Here is a 19,330-nt window from a genome sequence, read left to right on the forward strand (position 1 = left end):
GTGGCAACCAAGGTCTCGAAGGTCGAGCGGCTCCTCAATCTGGTGATCTGCCTGCTGGCGACCAAGCAGTTCGTCACCGCCGAGTACATCCGACGCAATGTGGTCGGCTACCACGACGACGGACAGTCGGCCGAGGCATTCAACCGGATGTTCGAACGCGACAAGACCGAGTTGCGGGAGTTGGGCATTCCGCTGGTGACCGGGCCCTCGGCGATGGGGCAGGGGCTCGACGGGTATCGCATCAATCGTGACAGTTACGAGTTGCCCGACATCTCCTTCGACCGGGACGAGGCCGCGGCGATCGCGATGGCGGCCACGCTGTGGGACACCCCGGAGATCTCGGCCATCTCGCAGACCGCGGTCCTCAAGTTGCGGGCCGCAGGGTTCGACGTCCGCGCCGACGACGAGATCGGCGTCTCCGCGGGTGATTCGGCGAGGTCGATGGGCAGTGAGGCGACCCTCGGTGCGTTGTTGCCGGCGATCGAGGCGCAACGCGCGGTGACTTTCACCTACCGGGCCGGATCGGGATCGGTGGGGATGCCGCGGACCCTCGAACCGTGGGGTGTGGTCACCCATCGGGGCCGCTGGTATGTCGTCGGCCACGATCGGGACCGCGCCGACACCCGCACCTTCCGGCTGAGCCGACTCACCGACGTGACGGCTGTCGGCGAGCCGGGCTCGGTGACCGTCCCCGACGGCACCGATCTGCAGGCGATCGTGGCCTCGGCGGTCGAATCCGCAGCCGGAGCCGACGGCCGTACGGCGCGGGTATGGGTGGCGCATGGGCGCGCCGCGGGCCTACGGCGACATGCGACCGGCCAGACCGCGCAGGACCACGACGGCGAACCCGGCGACATCCTCGACATCGAGATCGGCTCGCTGACCGGTCTCGCGCGGATGGTGCTCGGCGCGGGCGCCGACGCGGTGGTGCTCTCGCCACCGGAACTGAGGCAGATCGTCATCGATGCTCTGGACACCCTGACGCAGGTGAGTGCCTGATGGCCCAGGCTGCACCGTCCCGGTTGAGCCGCCTGCTTGCGCTCGTCCCGTATTTCCTTGCCCACGACGGCATCTCGATCGATCAGGCGGCGGCCGATCTCGGGGTGACCGAGCGCCAGCTGACCAAGGACCTCGAGCAACTGTTCGTGTGCGGCCTGCCGGGCTACTACCCGGACGATCTCATCGAGGTCGAGTTCAGCGAGGGCCACGTACACGTCGGATTCACCGCGGGGATGGACCGGCCGCTGCGGCTCACCCCGACCGAGGCCAGCATCCTGCTGGTGGCATTGCGTGCGCTCGTCGACACCCCGGGTGTTCTCGACCGCGAAGCGGCCGGGCGGGCCATCGCCAAGATCGAGCAGGCGGTCGGTGCCCCGGCACCCGGTGCCGCCGGGGGTTCCGGACTCGTACCTCTCACCTCGGCCTCCGGCGACGATCTCACCGAGTCACCCCGTTATCGCATCGTGCGGGAGGCGGTGCGGTCGAGCCGTGCCCTGGCGTTGAACTACTACTCGGCGAGCCGCGACGTGGTGACCCGGCGGATCATCGACCCGATCTCGCTGCAGGCCGTCGACGGTCACACCTATCTGCAGGCGTGGTGCCGCGAGAGCGAGGGCGTCCGGCTGTTCCGCTTCGACCGGATCGACGAGGCGGTGATGCTCGACGAACCGGCCGCACCGCCCGATCAGGCACGCCACACCGTGCAGTCGCCGATTCTCACCGAGAACCCGGACCTTCCGTCGGTGGACATCGAGATCGACTCCTCGGAGTTGTGGATTCTCGACTACTACACCGTCGAACCACTCGAACCGATCGAGAATCGGCCCGATCCGTCCGCGCCGGTCCGGGCTCGCCTGGTCTACGGCTCGGCGGACTGGTTGACCCGCTTCCTCCTCGGATTCGGTGGGCGTGTGCGCGTCGTCGACGACGCCGACATGGCGACGGCGATCGGCGTCGAGGCCGCGCGCGCCCGGGCTCGCTATACGACCGGCCCGGCGGGGGCGTGATCACGAGTCGTCGCACTTGCGGTGACGGGCGGCCCGGGGTGCGGGGTACGATGGCGCTCGGGCCGAGAAATGACGGGGAAAGGTAGTTCAATGGGTGCAATGTCATGGTGGCACTGGGTCATCGTGCTGGTGGTTCTGGTGCTGTTGTTCGGATCGAAGAAGCTGCCCGACGCCGCACGCGGACTCGGCCAGTCAATGCGGATCTTCAAGAGCGAAGTGCAGGAGATGCAGAAGGACGGGGAGACCCGACCGACCGCAGCCGAACCCGCCCCGCCGCGTGAACTGCCGACCTCCTCGGAGACGCCGACGCACAACGCGGCCGCTCCGAACGCGCCGGCCGACAACACGAAGAAGTCCGCCTAGGCGCGTACGGCGTGCGGATCCCACTCGACCCGCGTAAGCGACAACGCAAGCTCAACCCCGACGGCACCATGCCGTTGGTCGAGCATCTGCAGGAGCTTCGGTACCGACTCCTCGTGGCGATGGCGGCCATCGTCGTCACCACGATTGTCGGCTTCATCTGGTACTCGCACGGCATTCCCGGCATCTCATCCCTCGGCGATCTGCTGCGCGAACCCTACTGTTCGCTGCCGCCGTCGACCCGGGCGACGCTGACCGCCGACGGTAGCTGTCGGCTCCTCGCGACCGGCCCCTTCGACCAGTTCATGTTGCGTCTGAAGGTCGCGCTGACCGCCGGCATGGTGCTGGCCTGCCCCGTCTGGCTGTATCAGATCTGGCAGTTCGTGACCCCCGGCCTGCACGCCAACGAACGCAAGTACGCGATGAGTTTCGTCTCCGCGGCGGCGGTGTTGTTCGTCGGTGGCGCCGTGATGGCGTACCTGGTGGTGGCCAAGGCTTTTCACTTCCTGTTGACCGTCGGTAACGACGTGCAGGTGACCGCTCTGGCCGGTGACCAGTACTTCGGCTTCATGATCCACCTGCTGATCATCTTCGGCGTGAGCTTCGAACTCCCGCTGCTCATCGTCGCGCTCAACCTCGTCGGGGTCGTCAGCTATCAGAAGCTCAAGGCGTGGCGGCGCGGGCTCATCTTCACCATGTTCGTCTTCGCGGCGATCGTCACCCCCGGCCAGGACCCGTTCACGATGCTGTCGTTGTCCCTGGCGTTGACGGTGCTGCTCGAGGTAGCCATCCAGATCGCCCGCGTCAACGATCGCCGCAAGACCCGCCGCACCCAGGAGTGGGACGCCTTGTCCGACGACCAGGCCAGCACGATCCCCGCGCCGTCCGCGCCGCCGGTGGCCTCGCGGCTGGAGCCGGCCGTCGGCGTGAGCACCGGGAGCCGCCCCACCGAGCAGGGCACGCCGCGTGCCCGGGTGCGCGACGCATCCACCTTCGACGACATCCTCTGACCCACCGACCTCTCACCGGCCACGTCTCACCGGGCCACGACGGAGCTGCACAGAGAGCACCGATGGCCTCGAAGGTGACATGCTGGTGTCGATGACTTCCTCGGACCGGCTCGACGCCCCCTCCGCCACCGCGGGTTCGGCGTTCGACACCTTCGTCGCCCGCCTGGACTTCCGTCTCGACGATTTCCAGATCCGCGCCTGCCACGCTCTGGAGAGCGGCCACGGCGTCCTCGTCTGTGCCCCCACCGGTGCGGGCAAGACCATCGTCGGTGAGTTCGCCGTGCACCTGGCGCTCGCGTCGGGCAGCAAGTGTTTCTACACCACGCCGATCAAGGCATTGAGCAACCAGAAGTACGCCGACCTGGTCGCGGTGCACGGTGCCGCGTCGGTCGGGCTGCTCACCGGCGACACCTCGATCAACTCCGACGCGCCGGTGGTGGTGATGACCACCGAGGTTGTGCGCAACATGATCTACGCGAATTCGCCGGCGCTGAACGGCCTGTCGCATGTGGTGATGGACGAGGTGCACTTCCTCGCCGACCGGTTCCGCGGCGCGGTGTGGGAAGAGGTCATCCTGCATCTCGAGCCCTCGGTACGGGTGGTCAGCCTGTCGGCGACGGTGAGCAACGCCGAGGAGTTCGGCGAGTGGATCCAAACGGTCCGAGGCGACACCACGGTCATCGTCGACGATCACCGGCCGGTGCCGCTGACCCAACACATGCTGGTCGGCAGCCGCCTGTTCGATCTGTTCGACTCCCGCGGTGCGGCAGGTGATCATCGGCCGAAGGTCAATCCCGAGTTGAAGCGTTTCATCCGCCACCGGATGCTCCTCGACGACGACGATGACCAGCGCGGGCGCCGCGGGCGGGGCCGTCCCCGACGCAAGCCGGGTCCGCCCCGGCCGCAGGTCGTCGCACGTTTGGAGAAGGAAGGTCTGCTGCCCGCGATCGGGTTCATCTTCTCCCGCGCGGGTTGTGACGGCGCGCTGGCGCAGTGTCTGCGGTCGGGTCTGAACCTGCTCACCCCCGATCAGGTCGCGGCGGTGGACGACGTGGTGGATCGGCATCTGACCGAACTCTCACCCGCCGATGCCGATGTCCTCGGTGTCGACGAGTGGCGGGCGGGTCTGCGACGTGGGTTCGCCGCCCATCACGCCGGTCTGTTGCCGACCTTCCGGCACACGGTCGAGGAGCTGTTCGTCCGCGGACTGGTGCGTATGGTGTTCGCCACCGAGACCCTGGCGCTGGGCATCAACATGCCCGCCCGGTCGGTGGTACTCGAGCGGCTCGTCAAGTTCAACGGCGAGGCGCACGTGGACCTCAGCCCCGGGGAATTCACCCAGCTGACCGGCCGCGCCGGTCGACGCGGGATCGACGTCGAGGGACACGCGGTGATCGTGTGGTCACCGGAACTGATCCCGGAGCAGGTCGCCGGGCTGGCCGGTGCGCGCACCTTCCCGCTGCGGAGTTCCTTTGCGCCGGAATACAACATGGCGGTGAATCTGATCGGGCGACTCGGCCTCGCCGGGTCGCGCGACCTGCTCAACCGCTCCTTCGCACAGTTCCAGGCAGACCGTTCGGTGGTCGGTCAGGCGCGCAAGGTCGACGAGATGAGCCGCCAGTTGCGGCGCCTCGACGTCGAGCTCGCCGGTGCTGCGCAGCGCCGGGGGATCGATCCGGGACCGATCGGCGTCGACGCGGACACGGCCGGCCCCGCAGACGCTGCAGAGGTCGCGCACGGCTCCGAGGAACCCTACGCAGGCTTCCTCGGATACATCACCCTGCGTGAGGACATCCGTCGCCGCGAACGGGATCTGCGGTTCCGGCGTCGCGTCGAGGGTCGGGACGCGATCGCCGACGAACTCGCCTCGCTCAAACGGGGTGCGGTCATCGGTGTGCCGACGGGGCGCCATCGCGGGATCGCGGTGGTGTTGGAGACCGCCGGGGCGCCGGTCGACCCGAAACCCCTGGTGCTCACCGAGGACGCCTGGTGTGGTCGCGTCGGGGTCGCCGATTTCGTCAATCCGCCGGAGGTCCTCGGCGGAATGCGCTTGCCGCGCAACGCCGATCGTCGTACCGGGCGAGGTCGCCGCGACCTCGCGACGGCGCTGCGCTCCACCGGTATCGAGATGCCCCGGGGGCGCGGGAGCAAGAAGCGTGCCGAGGCCGCCGACGACGCCGAATTGAAGCGGCTCCGGCACGCGCTGAAGGCGCATCCCGCCCACGGCATCGAGGCCTCCGACGATCTGTTCCGGCTGGCCGAACGACGCAATCGGCTGTTGCGCGACATCGTCGACGCGCAGGCGCGGATCGGTGCGCGCACCTCGACGCTGGGTGTCACCTTCGACCACATCGTCGGGGTGCTCAGTGAACTCGGCTATGTGGAGTACGTCGACGAGACCGTGCGTGTCACGCCGACCGGCGAGGTGCTCAGCCGGATCTACAGCGAGAGCGACCTGGTGGTCACCGAGTGCATCCGGGCGGGGATCTGGGACAAGCTCTCACCGCCGGACCTGGCGGCCGTCGTCGCCGCGATGGTCTTCGAGTCGCGCCGCGAGAGTTATTCCGGCGCCGACGCGATGAGCGGCAATCCGGCACTGCGCACGGCGATCGCCGACACCGTCGGGATCTGGCGATCGGTGACCGCCGTCGAGTCACGCCACCACGTCTCGCCGACCCGTGAACCCGACACCGGCTTCTCCGTTGCGGTCTCGCTGTGGGTGTCGGGCCGGTCGCTGACCGAGGCGCTCGCCGCGGCCGGTGAACGCGGACATCTGCTCTCGCCCGGAGATTTCGTCCGATGGAATCGACAGGTCGTCGACCTGCTCGAACAGATCCGACTGTGCGTGGGTGAGGACTCGCCGCTGGCGCGCCCCGCGCGCGTCGCGGTGGGGGCCATCCGCCGCGGCGTGGTCGCTGCCGAACTGGGCTGACCGTCGATATTCGGTCGTCCGATCGACACCATTCGTCGCCGTCGGGCGCATTGAGTGATCGAGGGCGGTCGCTGGGGTAACGTTTCTTGCTGATCGGGCCGGTGGGCGACCTCCCGCGCTGATGCCGGCGGACAGGCCGGGTGCACCTCGGGGGGAGTTCGCCGACCATGGAGTCGGGCGAATCGGCGACACGCGCACGCCAAGCGGCGCAGCGAAGGCGGGAGACCACAGATGACCAATCCGGAAGACCCCAGCAACAAGGTTCCGGGCACACCGGCGGCGGGTGACGCGGGTCCGGGCAACCCTGCCACACCCGACTCCGGCGCGAACCCGACCGGACCCGCATCCGACGGCAAGACCGAGGTCGTGCAGATTCCGGGTCACGTGCAGCAACCGCCGCAGGCGCCGCCGACCACGGCCACTCCCGCCGGATACCCTGCCCAGCCCGCCCAACCCCAGCAGCCCGCTCCTCCCCAACAACCCGGCCAGCCGGCACAGCCGGGATACCCTGCACCTGGTTACGGAACCCCCTCGGCGCCAACGGGATTCGGCGACGGGAGCGGACAGCAGTACAACCCGACCCAGATGGCGCCCACCAGCCAGCCGCAGCAGTATGGGGGGCAGCCCGCACAGTTCGGCCAGGCCCAGCCCCATGGTCAGCCCCAGCAGTTCGGTCAGCCCCAGCCGTACGGCCAGCAGCCCGGCCAGGCGAGTGCGCCGTACGGCGCTGCCGCCCAAGCGCCATACGGCGCTGCCGCCCAAGCGCCGTACGGCGCTGCGGCCCCGCAGGCGGGTGCGCCGTATGGCCAGCAGCCGGGGACCACGCCCTACGGGGCACAGAGTCAGCCGGGTACCGCGGGTTTCGGTCAGTTCGGCCAGCCGCAACCGGGACAGCCCGGACAGCCGGGCCCCTACGGGGCGTATGGAGCACCCGGCGACCAGTTCGCCGGCATGGCCGCACCCGCGCAGAAGAAGGGGCTCTGGAAGGGGCTGATCGCGGTCGGCGCAGTCCTGATCGTCGCGGCGATCGCAATCGTGGTCACCGGCTGGCTGTGGTGGTGGCCGCGGGAACTGGATCAGACCGCCGCGCAGAACGGTGTCAAACAGGTACTCACCGAGCAGTATCAGGCCAGCGACGTCTCCGATGTGAGCTGCCCCTCCGGCCAGAAGGTCAAGAAGGGCAACTCCTTCACATGCACCGTGACCGTCGGCGGCCAGAAACAGAACGTCAAGGTCACCTTCCTCGACGACGACGGCAAGTACCAGGTGGCGCGACCGACCAGCTGAGCCGACCGGGGCCACACCACGACATGCGGCCGGACGCGATCAGCGCGGCACGTCGAGATCCCACCCCAGAGCCTTGGACAAGCGGCCGACGGATGACCCGATCCCCAGTTCGGCCGCGAGTTCGACCAGACACTCCGGATCCGCCGGTGCCGCGGGTAGGCGGTCGCCGTCGGTGCTCTCCACGGTCTCCGCGTCGGTGCGGACGAAGACCACCGTGCGTGCAGCGCTCAGATAGTCGGCGGAAGCGATGAGCGCCTTGCGGTTTCGCGGCGTCAATGCCGACGACGGATCGGCGGCCGCGGTCTCGAGCTCGTCGAGTCCGCCGTACTCGTTGATGAGCTTGGCCGCGGTCTTCTCGCCGATCCCGCTCACCCCGGGCAGACCATCGGACGGATCTCCTCGCAGGATCGACATCTCCGCATACGCCGCACCGGCACGCTCGCTGGGCACGCCGTATTTCTCGCCGACCTCCACCGGACCCATCATCTCCGCCTTCGCCAGCCCGCGTCCCACATAGAGAACACGCACCCGGACCGGATCGTCGGCGACGACCTGCAGCAGATCCCGGTCGCCGCTCACCACGATCACGTCGTCGGTGGACTCGGCGAACGCCAGCGTGCCGATCACGTCGTCGGCCTCGCAGCCTGCTGCGCCGGAGGTGGCGATTCCGGCCGCGGCGAGTACGTCGAGGATCATGTCGACCTGCGGGGTGAGGGTGTCCGGAACCTCCTCGATATCAACGGTTGTGGAGCCACTACCGTGGGCGTCGCCGCCCGGCTGGGCGACTCGGTGCGCCTTGTACGAGGGGATGAGGTCGGTCCGAAACGACGGTCGCCAGTCGAGATCGAGGCAGACCACCAGTCGCGTCGGTTCTTCGCGCGTCACCAGGGTGGCGATGGTGTCGAGAAAACCGCGGACGGCGTTGACGGGCCGGCCGTCGGGCGCGGTCATCTTCTCCGGCAGCGCGAAGAAGGAGCGGAACCACAAGCTGGCGCCGTCGAGCAGCATCAGGGTGCCGTGGGTGGATCGTCCGGTGTCGGTCACGCCCACAACTCTGTCATCCGCGCGGCACTCCCACGCCGGTGGCGTCGAATCCGTCGCAGCGCCGCGGTCCGCGTAGGCTGCCCGCATGGGAAGCGCTTCGCGATTCGACTCCGATGTGTACCGCACGAGGGTGACCCGCGCGGCCGAACTGGCCGCCGGCGCCGGACTCGACGCCCTGATCGTCTCGCCCGGCCCGGACCTGCGGTACCTGATCGGTTCGCGCGCTGAGACCTTCGAGCGGTTGACGGCGCTGGTGATCGGCGCCGACGGCACCGCACGCCTGGTCGTCGCGCGTCTGGAGCTGGCCTCGGTGCGTGAGTCGGCCGCCGACGATCTCGGTATCGAGATCGTCGACTGGGTCGACGGTCAGGACGCCCACGCGCTGGCCCTGGCCGGGTTGCCCGACCACCCACGGCTCGCCGTGTCCGACGCGATGCCCGCCCTGCACCTCGTGCCGATCGCGCAGCGGGTCGCCGCCACCCCCGCCTTGGCCACCGACGTGTTGCGCGAACTGCGAATGATCAAGGACGACGCGGAGATCGAAGCATTGCGCCGGGCCGGCGCGGCCATCGATCGGGTGCATGCGCGCATGGGTGAATGGCTGCGGCCGGGACGCACCGAGAAAGACGTCGCCGACGACATCGCCGCGGCGATCGTCGACGAGGGCCACACCGGGGCGGAGTTCGTCATCGTCGGCTCCGGACCACATGGCGCCGACCCGCACCACGAATACTCCGACCGGGTGATCGAGCCCGACGATGTCGTCGTCATCGACATCGGCGGCCCCGTCGAGCCCGGGTACAACTCCGATTCCACCCGCACCTACTGCTTCACACCCCCGCCGGTCGAGATCGCCGACGCCTACGCCGCCCTGCAGGAGGCCCAGGCGCGTGCGGTGGATTCGGTGCGTCCGGGCGTCACCGCCGAGTCGATCGACGCCGCCGCCCGCGAGCTGCTGCGTGAGCGTGGGCTGGCCGAGAACTTCATCCACCGCACCGGGCACGGCATCGGCCTGTCGGTCCACGAGGAGCCCTACATCGTGGGCGGAAACGATCTACTATTGCGCCCGGGTATGGCCTTCAGTGTCGAACCGGGAGTGTATTTCGCCGGCCGATGGGGTGCGCGGATCGAGGACATCGTCGTGGTCACCGACGACGGTCACGAAGCACTCAACGTCCGGCCGCACGACCTCGTGGTGCTCTGAGCTCCCGGGGCGGGCGTTTCACCGCTGCGGCTCGGTGCCGAGCAGGGTGCGCGAGCCCATCACGCGTTCGACGCTGACCTCGATGACCACCCGCCGCGGATTCGGCCGGGGTTCGCGGTAGCGCAGGGCGTATCGCTGTTCGGCATCGGTGACCTGCTCGGGTTCGCGACGGATGCTGGCCGGCCCTTCCAGGGTCAGCCAGCGCGGCCCGTCGACGTGGGTGAGCGCCGCGTATCCGCCGCGTTCGACGTTGCGTACCTTCTGGTTGCCGTCGCTGGTGATCACCCGGGCCAGCCCCGCTGCCTCGTCGTAGGTGAATCCCACGGCCGCGACGTGCGGTGTGCCGTCGGCGCGCAGGGTCGCGATGGTCGCGAGGTGGCGCTCGGCGAGAAAGGACAGGGCGTCGGAGCCGAGATCGGCGCGCGTGCGTGGCATGGTTTCACGGTAGCGACCGTGCGTGGGTGATCGCGCCGGATGCCCGGCACCTCGCGGGCGCCCGCGCGATGCGATACTGCATCCCGTGGCAGACGAGGGTGTGGAGCCCGATCGCGGGACCGTGGTCGTCTTCGGCGGGCGCAGCGAGATCGGTGTGGCGTTGGCCGAGCGGCTGTGTGCCGGCCGGATCGTCGTGCTCGCCGCCCGCCGCCCCGACGATCTCGAACCCCAACGGCAGACCCTGCTCGCGGCGGGAGCGACCGACGTCGTCGCCGTGGCCTTCGACGCCGACGACACCGCGACCCACCCCGCGTTGATCGACACCCTCACCCGCGAGCACGGCCCGATCGGGATCGCGATCGTGGCGTTCGGCATCCTCGGCGATCAGGCGCGCGCCGAAACCGATGTGGCCCACGCCCTGCAGATCGCGCACACCGACTATCTCGCCCAGATCAGTGTGCTTACCCCGCTCGCGACGGCCATGCGCGCCGAGCGCAGCGGGACCATCATCGTCTTCTCCTCGGTCGCCGGGATTCGGGTGCGCCGCGCCAACTACGTGTACGGCTCCACCAAGGCCGGCCTCGACGGCTTCGCCAGCGGTCTTGCGGATGCCTTGCACGGCAGTGGTGTTCGGCTGTTGTTGGCCCGGCCGGGCTTCGTCATCGGCAACATGACGGCGGAGTTGATGGCGCAGGGCACCCGACCCGCACCGCTGTCGGTGACGGCCGACGAGGTCGCCGACGCGGTGGCACGTGCCTACCGCAAGCGACGATCCGAGGTGTGGATACCGGCCCTCCTGCGTCCGCTGTTCGTCGGAATGCGACTGCTGCCGAGAGCGATCTGGCGGCGACTGCCCCGATGAGTGATTCCGTTCCCGCTCAGGACGACTCGACCTTCGTCGTCGTCGGCATCGGTGCCGACGGCTGGGACGGTCTGTCGCCGATCGCGCGGTCCGAACTCACCTCCGCACAGATGATCCTCGGTTCGGCCCGACAACTGGCTCTGCTGCCCGATCTCGGCGTCACGACCGTTGCCTGGCGTTCGCCGATGTCGGAGCATCTCCATGCCGTCCTCACCGGGTCGTCCGCCGAGCTCACGCGGTACGGCGGTCCCGGCCGTACCCGCATCCATCTCCTGGCCAGCGGGGATCCGATGTTCCACGGACTCGGCGCCACCATCGTGGCTGCGGTCGGGGGACACCGCGTGCAGGTGATCCCGACGGTCTCGAGTGCCTCGCTGGCGTGCGCCCGCCTCGGGTGGGATCTCGCGGACGTCGCGGTCGTCAGTGCGGTCACAGCCGACCCGGAGATCGTGCTCACCGAGATCACCGACGCCCGGCGCGTGCTGATACTCGCACGCGACGCCACCACCCCCGTCCGCATCGCCGACCTTCTCGTGGCCCACGGCTTCGGCGCTTCGCCGTTCACCGTGTTGGAGCAGCTGGCCGGGCCTCGCGAGCGGGTGACCAGCGCACGTGCCGACAGCTGGGATCCAGCCACCGTCGTCGACCCACTGAACATCATCGCCGTCGACTGCATCGGCCCACGGTGTTCGACACTGCCGGGTCGCGACGAGAGCGCATTCGAGCACGACGGACAGATCACCAAGTCCGTCATCCGCGCCCTCACCGTGTGCGCGTTGGCACCGTCCTACCGACAAACGTTGTGGGACATCGGTTCCGGCTCCGGCAGCGTGGCGATCGAATGGTTGCGCGCGCAACCAGGCGGTGTGGTGATCGCCTTCGAACGCGACACGGCACGGGCAGAACGACTCCGTACCAACACCCACCGGCACGGTGTGTCGGGACGGGTGACGATTGGTGGTGCCGTACCGGATGCGTTGGTACACGCCCCCATTCCCGATGCGGTATTCATCGGCGGCGGCCTCTCACCGGTGGTGCTCGACACCGCGTGGGCGGCGCTGCGGCCGGGCGGGCGGCTCGTCGCCAACGCGGTGACGATCGAGACACAGGCGATCCTCGCCGACTGGCATCGGATGCGCAGCGACGCCACCGAATCGACCCTACGTCGGGTCGCGGTGGAGACCGCGGCACCACTCGGCGGGTACCTCACCTGGCGCCCGGCACTGCCGATCGTCAGCTGGGCGGGCACCAAGGCGACCGACGGGACGGTGACGTCGTGACCCTGTTCCTGATCGGCGCAGGGCCGGGCGCCGCCGACCTCATCACCGTGCGCGGCGCCCGAATCCTCGGTCGTTGCCGAACCGCCCTGGTGGCCGGATCGCTGGTGCCCGCGGAAATCCTCGCGATGTGTCCGGACGACGCCACGATCATCGACACCGCACGAATGCCGCTGGAGCAGATCATTTCCCACATCGTCGATGCGCATCGCGCCGGCCACGATGTGGCCCGATTGCACTCGGGGGATCTCTCGCTCTACTCGGCCGTGGCCGAACAGGTCGCGCGGGTCCGCGCCGAGGGTATCGATGTCGAATGGGTGCCCGGCGTTCCGGCCTTCGCCGCCGCGGCGTCGGCGCTGCAGAACGAGTTGACCGTTCCCGGGATCGGCCAGAGCCTGCTGGTCACCCGCGTGTCGACGCTGTCGACCGACATGCCGCCCGGCGAAGATCTCACCGAACTCGCCGCGGCGGGCGTGACACTCGCGCTGCATCTCGCCGCCCATCGCGCGCCGCAGATCGTGGAGACGCTGAGCCCCGTCTACGGCAGCGATTGCCCTACTGCCACAGTTGCTTTCGCTTCTCGATCAGATCAGGTGATCATTCGCAGTCGGCTCTCCGACCTCGCCACCGCACTGGCCGACGCGGGGATCACCCGCACCGCGGTGATCTTCGTCGGACGTGTTCTCGATGCCGCCGATCATCCCGACCGGCTCGAGAGTTACCTGTACTCCCACGCTCGGATCACCAAGTTGCGCAACGACTCCCATGGGTATCGGGGACAACCCGATGACCGGTAGCCGACCGCCGGGCCGCGACTGCGTGCTGATTCTCGGCGGTACGGCGGAGGCCCGGGACCTCGCGGCAGACCTGCACCACGACGGTATCGAGATCGTGAGTTCGCTCGCCGGGCGGGTCGCCCGACCCCGCCTGCCCGTCGGCGCGGTCCGCATCGGTGGTTTCGGCGGCGTCGACGGGTTGTCGAGGTGGTTGCAGGACAACCACGTTCGCGCCGTGGTCGACGCGACCCACCCGTTCGCCGCCACGATCACCGCGCACGCCGTCACGGCGTGTGCCGTGACCGACACACCGTTGCTGCGACTTCGACGTGAACCGTGGGTCGCACGCGCGGGTGACCATTGGACGCAGGTGCCCGACATCGGCGCCGCCGCCGTGGCGGTCAGCGGTCACGACGGTCGCATCCTGCTCACCACCGGTCGCCAGGACGCCGACGCCTTCGCCGGGGTCACCGGCGCATGGTTCCTGATCCGGGTGGTCGACCCGCCGACCGGCCGGCTCCCGGCCCATCACGCGATCCTGCGGTCCCGCGGTCCGTATCACCTCGACGCCGAACGGAAACTGCTGCAGGAGAATCGGATCGACACGCTGGTGACCAAGAACAGCGGCGGAGCGTTGACCCGCCCGAAACTCGACGCCGCCGCCGAACTGGGGGTCCGGGTGATCATGGTCGAAAGACCAGCCGAACCGCTGGGTGTCACCGCCGTCGGCGACGTTGTCTCCGCGGCCGCATGGGTCCGGACGCTCACCGACGGATGACATCGGCCGGTTCGCCACCGGGTGCGCCGAGTGCCCGGCGTGCCACCAGCGCTCAGTGACCCGGGTGACTGCGGGGGGTGTAGACGAGATCACCACCGCCACGTCGCACCACCCGGGTCGCCGACGACCCGATGATGATCAGCGTGCGCATGTCGACGACAGCCGGATCGAAGTCGCCGACGGTCGTCACCGTCAGCGACTGCTCGTCGCCGCCGACGTCGCGTCCGAGGACGAGCACCCGATCTGCCGAAACCGATTCGGTCAGGATGTCTTTCAGTGCCGACACCTGCCAGGTTCGACTGCGCGACCCCGGGTTGTAGATGGCGATCACCAGATCGGCGGTCACCGCGCGGCGGATCCGATCGGCGATCACCTCCCATGGTTTGAGCCGATCCGATAGTGAGATCACCGCGAAGTCGTGGCCGAGTGGCGCGCCGACCGCCGCTGCAACCGCGTTGGCCGCGGTCATGCCGGGGACGACCCGCACGGGCACATCGGCCCACCGGGGTTCGGCGGCCACCTCGGACACTGCGGAGGCCATCGCGAACACTCCCGGGTCGCCGGAGGACACCACCACGACTCGGGCGCCTCGGGCCGCGAGATCCAGTGCGAACTCGGCACGTTCGGCCTCGACGCGGTTGTCGCTGGCGTGGATGCGCTGTCCCGGCCGCGGCGACACACGTGCCAGATAGGTCTTGTAGCCGACCAGATCGGTGGCTGCCGCCAGTTCCCGCTCCACCTGCGGGGTGGTCCAATCGTCGGCGCCCGGCCCGAGGCCGACGACCACCACCTCCGCCCGCGGCGGGTCGGGGGCGCCTGCGCGCGGGTTGTTCAAGCGACCCGGCACCACCACCATCGAGAAGTACGGCACCTGCGCGGGGTCGACCTCGGCGACCGGGGCCACCTTCTGTGCGGTGGTGGATGCGCGTTCGACGTACCACGCCTCGTCGAGCCGGCCTGCCGCGCGCAGCGCCTCGCACACCCCGGTGAAGGTCCGGCCGAGTTTGATGACCGCGAAAGCATCGGCGTGCGCGAACAATTCACGCATTCGGGGCACCGGCAGGGTGCCTGGAACGACGGTCAGCGTCTCCTCGGCCTCCACCAGCGGGACCTCGATTGCCGCCGACGCCGCACTCACCGATGTCACGCCCGGGATGATCTCGGTCGGGAACTCGGCGGCCAGGCGCTTGTGCATGTGCATGTAGGAGCTGAAGAACAGCGGGTCGCCCTCTGCGAGCAGGGCCACGTCGCGGCCCGCACGCAGGTGAGAGGCAAGGAGTTCGGCGCTGTCGGTGTAGAAGTCGTCGAGCGCACCACGATAGCCGCCCGGATGGTCGGCGGCTTCGGTGGTCACCGGGTACATCAACCTCTCCTCGATCTGCCCCGGACGCAGATACGGCTCGGCGACACCGCGGGCGATACTGCGCCCGTGGCGTGCGCAGTGATAGGCCACGACCTCGGCCGAACCGATCACCCGAGCGGCCTTGACCGTCATCAGTTCGCTGTCACCGGGTCCCAGTCCGACTCCCCACAGTTTGCCGAGGCGCCGCGACGACATCGATTGTGATGACACCGATTGTTCTGAACCCATGGTCGACGCCTCATTCCTCCGGGCTGGCCAGTGCGTTGATGGCGGCAGCGGTGATCGCGGACCCGCCCCGGCGGCCGGTGACCGTGATGAACTCGAGGTCGGCGCGGGCGGCCAGCTCGGCGCACGATTCGGCGGCCCCGACGAAGCCGACGGGCGCACCGACGATCGCCGCCGGCCGCGGCGCCCCGGCGTCGATCATCTCCAACAACGCGAACAGTGCGGTCGGGGCGTTTCCGATCGCGACGACGGCGCCGTCGAGGACCGGTTTCCAGAGTTCCAGTGCCGCAGCGGTTCTGGTGGTACCCATGCGTTCGGCCAACTCCGGCACCGCGGGATCGTGGAGATGGCATCGGATCTCGTTGTCCGCGGGAAGACGACGCCGTGTGATCCCGCTCGCGACCATCGTGGCATCACAGAGAATCGGCGCGCCGTCGGTCAGGGCATTCCGTGCGGCGCGCACCACGCCCTCGGTGGCCACCACGTCGCGTGTGAGATCGGTCTGTCCGCAGGCATGGATCATCCGCACGACGACACCGGCCACGTCGGGAGCGAACGCGGACAGGTCGGACTCGGCACGGATGATCGCGAACGATCGACGATAGATGGAGGCGCCATCACGCAGGTACTCGGTCATGATGTCCGTCAGCCTATCGGCAGCGCCGTCGGGACCGATCATCTGCTCGGTGCGCCAACTCGGTCCGGCCGGCGGTGATCGTCGCGGACCCGCGTGCCCTGTGAGGCGCTATCGTATGCGGCGTGACCGCGCCTACGCTGTACATCTTCCCGCACGCCGGCGGCTCCGCGGCCTTCTACGTGCCCTTCGCACGGACCTTCACCACCGATATCGGACGGGTGGCGGTCCAGTACCCGGGAAAGAACGGAAGCCAAGACCTGGCCGCCTTCACCGGTATCGACGCCCTCGCCGACACCGTGCTGAGCAAACTGCCGGCCTTCGGCCCGGACACGCGCGTGGCGTTCTTCGGCCACTCCATGGGGGCCTTGGTCGCCTTCGAGACCGCCCGCCGCCTCGAACAGCGCGGGGTGCAGATCGAGGCGCTGTTCGTCTCCGCATGCGCCGCACCCGGCCGCAGTGGGTACGAATACATCCCGGAGTCCGATCGTGGACTGCTCGACGCGGTCTCGGCGATGACCGGACTCGACCCCGCGATGCTGCAGGACGAGGCCTTCTCGTCACGGATTCTGCCGACCCTGCGCGGATTCAAGGCGATCACGGCCTACGAATGCCCGCCGGAGGTGACGCTGGCGTGTCCCATTCACGCGTATCACGCCGACAACGACGAGGTCGCCACCGCGGAGAAGGTTGCTCCGTGGGAGCAACGGACCTCGGCCGAATTCACCATGCGTGAGTTCCCCGGCCACCACTTCTATCTGTCCGAGCACCTCGCCGACGTGGCAGCCGACATCGAGCGCCGCCTGTCCGCCACCAAGGACTGACGCCGACCCCGGGCACGACCCGGGTGACCCGCGCCCGTCGTTCCGCCACGAATTCACATCGACATTCCTCACCGAATTTCGGGGCTGTTTGAATTCAGAAACAACGCCAATTCATTCCTGGAAAAACGCTGTCGACTTTCCGTGAATTTCGCGGATTCGGTGAATTCTCGACGTAAATTCGGTGCAAAGGCATGAATCGGACCGGTGAAGTCGGATTCGGCGGAGTTTCCCTCAATCCCACTGTGACACCTGGCAGTAAAGTCGTGTGGGACGCCCTCGGACACCGTTCTTCACAGTCAGTGCATGTATCGTCGGCTCACGAGAGAGTTGCTGTGATTGAACGACGATCGCGACAGCGTGAACACCTCACGCGTCGTGATAACCGTCGAATCGACGCACGTGCTCACTCGAAACGCCTCCTTGGGAGGGGAGGCTCGACAGACATCGTTGCGATGCACCCTGCGGTGGTTGTTGGCCGCCACATCGCGCATACAGACACACATTTCGCCGTCGGGGGGAAAGTGACGGACAGCAGTGAACAGTCGAGGGAGAGCACGACCCTCGCTGCAGGACACCATCCCTGGGATTCTGCGCGCTCGCGCAGCTGACCAGCCCGATGCCGCAGCATTCACCTTCATCGACTACGACGTCGATCCGGCCGGCTTCTCCGAAACGCTCACGTGGGCCGAGCTGTACGACCGCGTACGCGTCGTCGCCGCCGAACTCGGTCGGCACGGCGCGCCCGGGGACCGGGCGGCGATCCTGAGTCCGCAGAGCCTCGACTACATCGTCGCGTTCCTCGGAGCGCTCGAGGCTGGTTTCATCGTTGTGCCGCTGTCGGTTCCGATGTTCGGAGCCCACCACGACGAGCGCATCAGTTCGGCTCTGGCCGACTGCACGCCGGCGGTCGTCTTCGCGACCACGACCGTCATCGACGAGATCCTGCCCTACACGCAGAGCGTGCCCGGTGTGACGCCTGCGGTCGTCGAAATCGACGCCCTCGACTACCACACACCTGTCGCCGCCGCCGGCAGCCAGGTCGGCCGGGACCGAACCGCCGTACTGCAGTACACCTCGGGGTCGACGAGTTCGCCTCGGGGCGTGATGGTTTCGCACAAGAACGTGGTCATCAACCTCGACCAGCTCATCTCCGACATGTTCGCCCATCACGGCGGCTGGCCCGATCGTGACTCGACGCTCGTGTCGTGGCTGCCGTTTTACCACGACATGGGATTGCTCCTGGGGATCTGCGGTGGCGTGATGGCGGGTCTGCACACCGTCGACATCAGTCCGATGGCGTTCCTGCAGAAACCATCCCGCTGGATTCAGGTGATGGCCGGTCATCCCAAGTCGTTCACCTCTGCGCCGAACTTCGCCTACGAGCTCGCCGCCCGCCGGACCTCCGCCGACGACCTGGCCGGTCTGGACCTCTCCCAGGTGACCGGATTCATGTGCGGAGCCGAGCGCGTCCACGATGCCACGGTGCGCCGATTCGTCGACCGATTCACCCCGGATGGTCTGCCGGAGAACATCGTCCGGCCCGCGTACGGATTGGCCGAGGCGACGCTGTATGTCTCCGCGCTCGTTCCGGGTACTCCGGCTGTGGGCGTGCGGTTCGACTTCGAGAAGCTGGCGAAGGGCTACGCGCTGCGGTGCGGCGAAGGGCAGGACGGCGCGGTGTTGATGAGTCACGGACCCCAGCGTTCGGTGACCTACCGCATCGTCGACCCCGATACCCGTGAGGAGAACCCCGCCGACCGCGTCGGCGAGATCTGGGTGCACGGCGAGAACGTGCCCGCGGGGTACTGGTGCAATCCCGAACGCACCGAGGCGACGTTCGGCGGCTGGATCGAGAATCCGCGTTCGGACACCCCGGCCGGACCATGGTTGCGCACCGGCGATCTCGGGGTCGTGTCCGAGGGCGAGCTGTTCATCACCGGTCGCATCAAGGATCTGCTCATCATCGACGGCCGCAATCACTATCCCGACGACATCGAGGGCACGGTCACCGAGCTGACCCGGGGCCGCGTGGCGGCGGTGTCGGTACCCGGTGAGCACGCCGAGGAACTCGTCGTGATCGCCGAGGTGAAGGATCGCGGAGAGCCGGTCGACCTCGACGAGTTGCGGGCGGTGGTGGTGGCGACGATCTCCGGTCGACACGGCGTGCGCGCGGCCGACGTGGTCTTCGTCGCGCCCGGCTCGATTCCGATCACCACCAGCGGCAAGACCCGGCGCGCCGCCGCCGGCGAGACCTATCGGACCGGCGGATTCGCCCGCCTGGACGGCCACCGGTGACGTCAGGGGATCGCGCCG

General features: G+C 68.5%; 17 protein-coding genes. 13 read left to right on the top strand and 4 right to left on the bottom strand.

All coding sequences use genetic code 11. The features are described from left to right. The 6 genes from GOPIP_RS13125 to GOPIP_RS13150 all read left to right on the top strand — a co-directional run bounded on the left by GOPIP_RS13125 (window position 1) and on the right by GOPIP_RS13150 (window position 7,595). Entirely contained in the window at window positions 1-999 is a 999-nt protein-coding gene (locus GOPIP_RS13125; RefSeq protein WP_006370166.1) for a helix-turn-helix transcriptional regulator, read from the top strand. Continuing rightward, window positions 999-2,006: a helix-turn-helix transcriptional regulator gene (locus tag GOPIP_RS13130; RefSeq protein ID WP_006370167.1), complete on the top strand. Its 1,008-nt coding sequence runs from the start codon at window positions 999-1,001 to the stop codon at window positions 2,004-2,006. Before GOPIP_RS13125 ends, GOPIP_RS13130 begins: the two co-directional genes overlap by 1 nt. A 90-nt stretch (window positions 2,007-2,096) precedes the next feature. Continuing rightward, window positions 2,097-2,369: a Sec-independent protein translocase subunit TatA gene (gene tatA / locus GOPIP_RS13135; protein ID WP_006370168.1), complete on the top strand. Its 273-nt coding sequence runs from the start codon at window positions 2,097-2,099 to the stop codon at window positions 2,367-2,369. Window positions 2,370-2,380: 11 nt separating this feature from the next. Then, window positions 2,381-3,376, top strand: coding sequence for a twin-arginine translocase subunit TatC (gene tatC / locus GOPIP_RS13140; protein ID WP_006370169.1), 996 nt, complete (start codon window positions 2,381-2,383; stop codon window positions 3,374-3,376). A gap of 91 nt (window positions 3,377-3,467) precedes the next feature. Then, window positions 3,468-6,308, top strand: coding sequence for a DEAD/DEAH box helicase (locus GOPIP_RS13145; protein ID WP_050955264.1), 2,841 nt, complete (start codon window positions 3,468-3,470; stop codon window positions 6,306-6,308). Window positions 6,309-6,539: 231 nt separating this feature from the next. Further along, window positions 6,540-7,595, top strand: a complete 1,056-nt coding sequence (locus GOPIP_RS13150) for a DUF4333 domain-containing protein (RefSeq protein WP_006370171.1) — start codon at window positions 6,540-6,542, stop codon at window positions 7,593-7,595. Window positions 7,596-7,634: 39 nt separating this feature from the next. Here the strand turns inward: GOPIP_RS13150 and GOPIP_RS13155 are convergent, their stop codons facing one another. After that, window positions 7,635-8,603, bottom strand: coding sequence for a 5'-3' exonuclease (locus GOPIP_RS13155; protein WP_035727973.1), 969 nt, complete (start codon window positions 8,601-8,603; stop codon window positions 7,635-7,637). A gap of 121 nt (window positions 8,604-8,724) precedes the next feature. On the opposite strand from GOPIP_RS13155, the gene GOPIP_RS13160 reads away from it, so the two are divergent. Further along, window positions 8,725-9,843 (top strand): M24 family metallopeptidase, encoded by a 1,119-nt coding sequence (locus GOPIP_RS13160; protein WP_006370173.1) that lies wholly within the window; start codon window positions 8,725-8,727, stop codon window positions 9,841-9,843. Window positions 9,844-9,861: 18 nt separating this feature from the next. On the opposite strand, the gene GOPIP_RS13165 is transcribed toward GOPIP_RS13160, so the two are convergent. Beyond that, window positions 9,862-10,278, bottom strand: a complete 417-nt coding sequence (locus GOPIP_RS13165) for a PPOX class F420-dependent oxidoreductase (protein WP_006370174.1) — start codon at window positions 10,276-10,278, stop codon at window positions 9,862-9,864. A gap of 85 nt (window positions 10,279-10,363) precedes the next feature. Here GOPIP_RS13165 and dprE2 point away from each other — a divergent pair, with 85 nt between their 5' ends. From dprE2 to GOPIP_RS13185, 4 genes are read left to right on the top strand one after another with little or no spacing between them, the layout of a single operon-like run. After that, a complete protein-coding gene (gene dprE2 / locus GOPIP_RS13170) occupies window positions 10,364-11,140 on the top strand; it encodes a decaprenylphospho-beta-D-erythro-pentofuranosid-2-ulose 2-reductase (protein ID WP_435528936.1) in 777 nt (258 codons plus the stop codon). Beyond that, on the top strand, window positions 11,137-12,420 hold the full coding sequence (locus GOPIP_RS13175) for a bifunctional cobalt-precorrin-7 (C(5))-methyltransferase/cobalt-precorrin-6B (C(15))-methyltransferase (protein ID WP_006370177.1): 1,284 nt from the start codon (window positions 11,137-11,139) through the stop codon (window positions 12,418-12,420). Before dprE2 ends, GOPIP_RS13175 begins: the two co-directional genes overlap by 4 nt. Beyond that, window positions 12,417-13,214, top strand: coding sequence for a cobalt-precorrin-4/precorrin-4 C(11)-methyltransferase (locus GOPIP_RS13180; RefSeq protein ID WP_006370178.1), 798 nt, complete (start codon window positions 12,417-12,419; stop codon window positions 13,212-13,214). Before GOPIP_RS13175 ends, GOPIP_RS13180 begins: the two co-directional genes overlap by 4 nt. Further along, the gene (locus GOPIP_RS13185) at window positions 13,183-13,971 is read left to right on the top strand and encodes a cobalt-precorrin-6A reductase (RefSeq protein ID WP_006370179.1); all 789 of its coding nucleotides are present in this window, start codon (window positions 13,183-13,185) and stop codon (window positions 13,969-13,971) included. The genes GOPIP_RS13180 and GOPIP_RS13185 overlap by 32 nt, the downstream gene beginning before the upstream one ends. A gap of 52 nt (window positions 13,972-14,023) precedes the next feature. Here GOPIP_RS13185 and cobJ read toward each other — a convergent pair whose 3' ends face one another. Further along, a complete protein-coding gene (gene cobJ / locus GOPIP_RS13190; protein ID WP_006370180.1) occupies window positions 14,024-15,562 on the bottom strand; it encodes a precorrin-3B C(17)-methyltransferase in 1,539 nt (512 codons plus the stop codon). A 10-nt stretch (window positions 15,563-15,572) separates the two neighbouring features. After that, window positions 15,573-16,196 (bottom strand): precorrin-8X methylmutase, encoded by a 624-nt coding sequence (locus GOPIP_RS13195; RefSeq protein ID WP_170320202.1) that lies wholly within the window; start codon window positions 16,194-16,196, stop codon window positions 15,573-15,575. Between the two features lie 122 nt (window positions 16,197-16,318). Between GOPIP_RS13195 and GOPIP_RS13200 the strand changes: the two genes are divergently transcribed. Both GOPIP_RS13200 and GOPIP_RS13210 read left to right on the top strand, forming a co-directional pair. Beyond that, window positions 16,319-17,017 (top strand): thioesterase II family protein, encoded by a 699-nt coding sequence (locus tag GOPIP_RS13200; protein WP_006370182.1) that lies wholly within the window; start codon window positions 16,319-16,321, stop codon window positions 17,015-17,017. Window positions 17,018-17,551: 534 nt separating this feature from the next. Continuing rightward, window positions 17,552-19,312: a fatty-acid--AMP ligase gene (locus GOPIP_RS13210; RefSeq protein ID WP_006370183.1), complete on the top strand. Its 1,761-nt coding sequence runs from the start codon at window positions 17,552-17,554 to the stop codon at window positions 19,310-19,312. Window positions 19,313-19,330 lie beyond the last annotated feature (18 nt).

Source organism: Gordonia polyisoprenivorans NBRC 16320 = JCM 10675 (assembly GCF_000241325.1).
Classification (GTDB): Bacteria; Actinomycetota; Actinomycetes; order Mycobacteriales; family Mycobacteriaceae; genus Gordonia; species Gordonia polyisoprenivorans.